This is a genomic window from bacterium, assembly GCA_021372535.1.
In the GTDB taxonomy this organism is placed as follows: domain Bacteria; phylum Latescibacterota; class Latescibacteria; order Latescibacterales; family Latescibacteraceae; genus JAFGMP01.
The window spans coordinates 70,014-77,126 of record JAJFUH010000059.1 but is presented as its reverse complement, the minus strand read 5'-3'; the positions used below and the strand labels follow the sequence as shown (position 1 = coordinate 77,126).

3 protein-coding genes are annotated in these 7,113 nt (G+C 52.8%); 2 read left to right on the top strand and 1 reads right to left on the bottom strand.

All coding sequences use genetic code 11. The features are described 5' to 3' along the window. Positions 1 to 1,116 precede the first annotated feature (1,116 nt). Positions 1,117 to 4,173 carry a hypothetical protein gene (locus tag LLG96_06540; GenBank protein ID MCE5249862.1) on the top strand — a complete coding sequence of 1,019 codons (3,057 nt, stop codon included), beginning with the start codon at positions 1,117 to 1,119 and terminating at the stop codon, positions 4,171 to 4,173. 336 nt (positions 4,174 to 4,509) lie between these two features. Further along, on the top strand, positions 4,510 to 4,797 hold the full coding sequence (locus LLG96_06535; protein ID MCE5249861.1) for a hypothetical protein: 288 nt from the start codon (positions 4,510 to 4,512) through the stop codon (positions 4,795 to 4,797). Between the two features lie 119 nt (positions 4,798 to 4,916). Here the strand turns inward: LLG96_06535 and LLG96_06530 are convergent, their stop codons facing one another. After that, a complete protein-coding gene (locus tag LLG96_06530; GenBank protein MCE5249860.1) occupies positions 4,917 to 6,695 on the bottom strand; it encodes a BamA/TamA family outer membrane protein in 1,779 nt (592 codons plus the stop codon). Between the last annotated feature and the right edge of the window lie 418 nt (positions 6,696 to 7,113).

Sequence of the window (7,113 nt, the reverse complement as noted above, 5' to 3'; positions counted from 1 at the left end):
CCTTCGGCTCGCTCGGACAGCACCCATTCTTTTTCCGAAAACCGGTTGTGACCGCGGGGCTTTTCAACGGGTTTATAAATTCACAGGATTTAATGGTCTATATTCTATTTATAATCAATGTATTACAATACAATTCATCGTGGATTTTTGGGGTCACAAGTTAAAGGAGCTCCGGCAATCCCTCATTTTAAAGAACACTTTTTCCATTTATCCGGTTAAATCAGCTGACATGATTGATTCTCCCCGGTTTTCCTTATAAAAGAAAGAGGGATGGGCGTGCCCTTAAAGCCGTTCAGTCCTTTAAAAAGGGGATGAGAGAGCACATACTTTGCGAAATGGATATGATGATTCGGAATTTCCTGTAATTCGTTTTTTTGTAGAGACCTTAAGAAAACTGCGGCCGATCTGAAAAATGTCTGACGTTCAGCCACTGTCGAACAGACCGATGAATAGCCCGTTGAATCAGAACGAATCCTTGACAACCGTTGTTCCCTTTAAAGGATATCCTTGCGGGTAAATTGGCGCCGTATTATCCGTTTTCTCATATCACGGGAAAATCCGGAGAGCTATCTGTGCTGCATATGCCATCGAATCATTGAATAACTTACTCCGGTAAGTAACGGGAAAAGAAACTGCTTTCCAAGTGACGAGACGGCGGTTAAATTATTGTACATGGCCCTGAAACATATCGAGAATAAATGGACTATGCCGGTTTAAAAACCGGAACCCTGTTCTTTACCGGTTCTTAATTCGATTCGCCGGAAGAGCGAGAATCTAAGGGGGCTGTGAAAAAGAATATTTTTCACGAGCCCGATAATGAAATGTATTGTTTCGGTGCTGTCAAGGGCATGTAAACATGTCCCCGAATCATTAATCGGGGATCGACACTTCGTGCCGACCCTTGACAGCTTTATCCACATTTAAAGACTTTATCACAAGATACGATATGTCATCCCTCACTGGAGGGAGATAAGGGAAAATTACCCACCTATGATTACCTGTTACTCAAAAAATCTGATAGAGCTATAAATATCCTGAACTCCGTTTTTAAAACAAGTTAAATCAGTTTTTTTAGTTCTTTGCGGAGTGGACTTTTTTATCATAGGAGCATGTATCATGAGACAGCGATCTCCCTTTGTTTCTTTCATATTCATCGTGATTCTGCTCGCCCTGGCTGCCATCGTTTACCGGATGCTTGCGCCGTCGCCGCTGATCGTCATATACGCCCGCGACGCCTCGCCTCAGGAGAAGCTTGCCGCCCGCGAAATACGGCGGTATATGTATCTCCGGACCGGTGTTCTTCCGCTCTTGCAGGAGGGTGACAGGAATACATCGCTGACCTCCGACCTTGTCGTTGTCGCCCGGAAAGACCGTCCCGCGGTCGAATCCCTTGCGAAAGATGCCGAGTTCGGCAAAAAGATAAGCGCCCTTGGACCCGAGCACTACCTCATCGAAACCCGTGAGAGCAGGCGTCGGCGCATCGTGTACATTATCGGCGGAAGCGAAACCGGTACCCTCTACGGCGCTTACCGGTTTGCCGAACACCTCGGAGTCAGGTTCTATATGCACGGCGATGTGTTACCCGACAGCCTGAGCAGTACGGCGCTGCCGCTTGTCACGGAAACCGGGAAGCCGCTGTTCGATACGCGGGGTATTCAGCCGTTCCATGATTTTCCCGAGGGTCCCGACTGGTGGGATGTCGATGATTACAAGGCAATCCTTTCGCAGCTGCCGAAAATGGGGATGAATTTCTTCGGGCTCCATACCTATCCCGAGGGCGCTCCCAATGCCGAGCCGACAGTCTGGATTGGACTTCCCGGGGATATTGGAAAGAATGCCGCTGTCGCCTTCAGCTATCCTTCGAGCTACCAGAACACCCTCCGCGGGAACTGGGGGTATGCGCCGAAAAAGACCGGAGAGTATGCGTTCGGGGGATCGCTTCTGTTCGGGCGCGATGATTACGGGAACGATGTCATGAGCGACATGTGTCCGGCTTCGGATACACCCGAAGACTGCAACGAGGTGTTCAGACGTGAGGGCGCGGTGCTCGGCGAGGCGTTCCGTTTCGCCCATGTGCTCGGTGTCAGGACCTGCATCGGCACTGAAACGCCGCTCAAGATACCCCAGCGTGTGCAGGAACGTCTCAAATCGATGGGGAAGAATCCCGCCGATTCTGCCGTAGTGGAGGAACTGTATGAAGGGTTATTCCGACGGGCTGCCGATGTGGCCCCGATCGATTATTACTGGTTCTGGACGCCGGAGGACTGGACATGGAGAGGGAACACCGATGCCGAAATGAGGGCGACCGCGGTCGATTTCGGCGCCGCGATCACCGCCCACGGGAAAGCCGGCTCGCCGTTCACCCTCGCCACGTGCGGCTGGGTGCTCGGACCGCGGAACGACCGCGCCTTTTTCGATAACATGCTGCCCAAAACCATGCCGATGAGCTGTATCAACCGAGGGGTCGGAACGGTTGCTGTCGATCGTGCATTCGCCCGTGTGACCGGCCGTCCCAAGTGGGCGATACCGTGGCTCGAAGACGATCCCGGCCTGACCTCCCCGCAGTTGTGGGTCGGCCGTATGAGGTGCGATGCGGCCGAAGCGCTCCGGTATGGCTGTACCGGGCTTCTCGGAATTCACTGGCGGACGAGGGTGCTCGGACCCAATGTCTCGGCACTTGCCCGCGCTGCATGGAGCCAGGAACCATGGAACAAAGAGCCCCGCGTTTCCGGAGCGCTCGAAGGGCATGTCATGAAACCCTCCGACAGGCCCATCGACGGCACCACGGACGATATCCTCTACCAGACCGGGCGCAGCCATATGTACAATTACCGCATAACGGCGCCAAAGGGAACGTATACCGTAACCCTCAGGTTCTGCGAGCTGGAATTCATGAGACGCGGCGCCCGTGTTTTCGATGTGTACATACAGGATGAGAAAGTGCTCGACAGGCTCGATATATTCGCGCGGGCCGGCGGATACCGTGCCCTCGATCTGAGCTTCGAGAACGTGAAGTCCGGCGACGGATTCATAGACATTACATTCGAAACCATTGTGCCGGTCGGTGTTCCGGTGTATGGCCAGGCCTGCATTTCGGCGATAGAAGTTCAGGGCGGCGGTTTCTCCTGGAAAGAGAACTGCGGCGGCCCCGCTTATCGGGATTTTCAGGCGGACAGCGCTGTCACCGGCAGCGCCCGTATAAACAGGGACTACCTGCGCGATACGTCCCAGTGGGAATATGCGCCTGCCCGTCACCTGCCCGCGCTCGATTTTTACGAGGACTGGGCGTTATACCAGTTCGGCCCGGAGGCATCCGGGGAGATTGCGGCGATTTTTACACGGATGGATGGCGCTCTGCCACGGTCATCCGACTGGATAAACGGTCCCGGCGGGTGGAAGCCTGATACGATCTTCTGGGAACAGCGTGCCCGTGACTATGTATTCGTGGAGGAGCTCGAAAAGCTCGAAAGCAAAATCAGGGGAGCCGGAAACCGCGAGAGGTTCCTCTACTGGCTCAACACGTTCAGGTATATGCGGTCGTCCGCACATCTCTGCTGTTCATGGGCGGAATTCAACAGGGAGCTCGAAACGATCAAAGCCGAGCGCAACAAGGATACCCGTGTCCTGTTAGCCCGTGAGAACGGCATCCCGCTCTACATCGAACTCGGCAAGCTGTTCGGCGAAACCTATGGCTATCTCCTGTCGACAGTGAGCACTCGCGGCGAAATGGGAACGGTGATGAATATAGAGCAGCACATTTCCCCCGGTCTGCTCCAGAAAACCCGTGAGGACCTCGAGGCGATTCTCGGTTCTCCCATTCCGGATTATGCGCTGCCATCGGGCGACTATGCCGGTGAGCCCCGTCTTATCGTGCCGACCGTGCGGACTGTGTACACAGCCGGTGAAACGATGAGCCTTACGGTGATCGTGCTCGATAAAAAACAGCCCCGTGATGCCGGGCTGTACTGGCGCGAGATGGGAACGGGAGTTTTTGCCCCGGAAAAGCTCAGCCATACTGCCCGCGGGGTCTATACTGCGCAGTTCCCGCCTTCGGGATCGAAAGCGGCCGATATCGAATACTATGTGAAGGTAACCGCGGAGGACGGCAAAGAATTGTATTTCCCGGCAACAGCCCCGGCGATGAACCAGACCGTGGTGATGATGGAAAAATAAGGTAACTGGTAACTGGTTTATAGTTTGTGGTTTGTGGTCTTTTTCCCTTATGCCTTGTGCCTTATGCCCGTCTTTCCGGTTTATGGTTTGACATGTTATTTCGGGTTTATCTGAAAATGCATCTGCAGTTCCCGGTACTAAAGCCTCGGCCTGGTTTCGGGAGTCGCTGTAACGACGTCATTCCCGAATCTTTTATCGGGAATCCATATCAACTGAATACATTTTTCATCCTTCGTTGTGACTATCTATAGTCATGGAGGTTATTCGTACATAATTATTTCTTTAAAACGTTCCGAAGGCATGGAAAACAACATATTATTTACCGGAAAAGAATATATGAACGACGAAGAATACAGGGAACGATGGAACAACCTCGGAAAGATCGAGATAAAGATGGTGGAAAAAATCGGGAAATGCCGCCATGAACTAGGGGAGACATACTTCTACAACACGCCGTATGAAAGACCGCAGGGGGTCTGCACCGCACTCCTCCATGTCCTCGATCTCTACACATGGCGGGTTGTGCTCGGTTTCCCGTCATGGGAGGCCGATGACAGGAGCGTTTTCAGGATTCACTGCCCCTCGAAGAAAGGGACGGTCTGGGAAATGAGAAAAGTGGAATGAAAACGATTACTTCAACGCATATATATATAATTTCAGAGTCACTCTTTATTCGAATCGTACCAAAAACCATAGACCAAAAACCATAGACCAAAAACTACGAACCAAAAACTATTATTAAATCAGAACTCCGCGCTCAGCCTTACATGCAGTTTCCCCTGTCCGGGGCTGTCACCCTGCCCGAGGCCGTAATCGAAGCCGAGCGTTCCCGCCCGTGTACTGAGCCTGAGACCGAACCCGTAGCCGGTGCGTGTCAGCGTCTTTTTACGGAACGACCGGTCAGCCGTCCGCACATAATCGATGAGATAGCCGGAATCGACAAACAGGAAAAACCTTGATGTTCCGCCGGTGAGGAAACGGTATTCGGCCGAGCCCCACAGCGCTTCCACCGCCGGAAACAGGCGCTCGCGGTAACCCCGTATCGTCGATGCACCGCCGAGCCAGTAGCGGTCGGCCGGATCGAGATTTTCCTTGTCGCCCTGAACCCTCCGGTACCGTATGAGCAGAGCGACAGTCTGACGCTGTAATGTCGGAATATAGTGGTCGAGATCGACAGCCGTATGATCGATACGCGCCCGGTCTTTCGAGCCAAAACGGTATGCCTTTGAAAGCGCCGACCATGTTCCCCCGTACCGTATCCCTGACCGCGGATTGTCGCTGTCGTCGATTTCCGTCCATGTGATGCCCGCCTCGATGCCGTTCGCATGAGAGCTCGTGAGCGAATCGGCGCTCGCCTTTTCGTACCGGTAGCCGGTTTCGACCGTAAGGCGACGGTACCGGCGGTTGATCTTCGCATCGAACCGTGTGAGGGTGTAGCCGATGCGCCCCCGCTCTTCCTGGAGAAAATGCCCCGAGACTCCGAACGGCAGCGAAATGATACGCGGTTCACGGTAGACGAGTTCGAGGTCCTCGGTCTGTTTGCCGAGTTTTTCCCACCGTATCCGTGACGAGCGCCCTGTGCCGAACATGTTTACGATATCGATATCGACCGTGCCGATCAGCTCCCCCGATTCGCCGCTGTCCGAGGGCTGGTATCCGATGACGCCATCGAAAGAGCCGAGCCCCTTTTCCTCGAGGTCGAGCACAAGCATACAGGTGCCGTCCGGGGCGTAATCGAGGTACGGTTCCTGAGATAGGCCGAGAAAATCGAGCTGTCTTACAATCGCGCGGGCTTCGTTCACCGCATCTTTCCCCGCCGGCATACCGCGAATGGAGCTCAATTCACGGAGCACAACAAAGTCTTTAGTCCGTGAAAGACCCCTGACCGCAACCGAATCTATGTGTGCGCGGCCGCCCGGCTTATACTTCAGGGTAATATCGACAGTGTCGCCATGAGCGGACAGAACGGGTGTCACTTCCGCACCGGGATAGCCGTTTTCCGCAAAACGCGACATAATGTCGTTTATGACCGATTCAAGCATGTCTTTTGTGAAGGACTGACCGGGTATTTCCGGAATCGGAATATCTGCGACACCAATATCGTTTTCTTTCGGTTCGGCGGAAATAAGGCCGAATTTCACCAGTTTCCCCGGCTCGATTGAAAACGTCAGAATACACGGTTTTCCCGCTGCGGAATCCACGAAAGCCGTGACCTGCGCGTTCCACCATCCCCGTTCGCGGAGAAAAGTTTCGGCAGCCTTCGTATCGTGGTCGATAAGTCCTTCGTTGGGAGGCTCCCCCGCCCTGGAAAGGATTTCACCGGCAAGCCCTGCCTGTATGGACGTCGCCAGCGAATCCACGCCAGTCACCGCAACCGAATCGAGCGGCGCACCCGCTGTCCGGGCGGTAAACGGAAACACCGTGCCGGGGGCAGTTTCCGGTTTCTGCGCCGGTGATTCAGTTGAAGCAGCAGCCAGCAAGGTGAGCACAACGAAAAACAGGCTGTATCTTTTTCGAGTCATAATGGTCTGAACACCGTTTAAATCCTGATGGATATGAAAATATTTACCACGAAGACATAAAGACAAAAAGTTTTTTTGTATATTTTCCTGCTATTTATTGCTCCGGCGAATAAAGAATGATACCGGAAGTAAAAAAACATGGATTCCCGCTTTTGCGGGAATGACGGCTTGGTGCGCAGTTACACAGATTGTATCGAATCACCTTTATAGGGCTCAATTTCCGAAATATATTTCACTGTTTAATCGCCGGTGCAATAATTAATGTATAACCTTATAAATGACTTGTTTTTAAGTGTTTATGTGTCATTCCCGTGAAAACGGGAATCCACATATAATGCTCATGACAGAGCGATATTAATACTGGATTCCCAATTCACTTCGTTCTTGGGAATGACGATACTCATACAATACATGAGTG

What these genes read in the sequence shown, in the direction of transcription:
- LLG96_06530 (MCE5249860.1), bottom strand. Translation starts at nt 6,695, where the DNA reads ATGACTCGAAAAAGATACAGCCTGTTTTTCGTTGTGCTCACCTTGCTG.
- LLG96_06535 (MCE5249861.1), top strand. Translation starts at nt 4,510, where the DNA reads ATGAACGACGAAGAATACAGGGAACGATGGAACAACCTCGGAAAGATC.
- LLG96_06540 (MCE5249862.1), top strand. Translation starts at nt 1,117, where the DNA reads ATGAGACAGCGATCTCCCTTTGTTTCTTTCATATTCATCGTGATTCTG.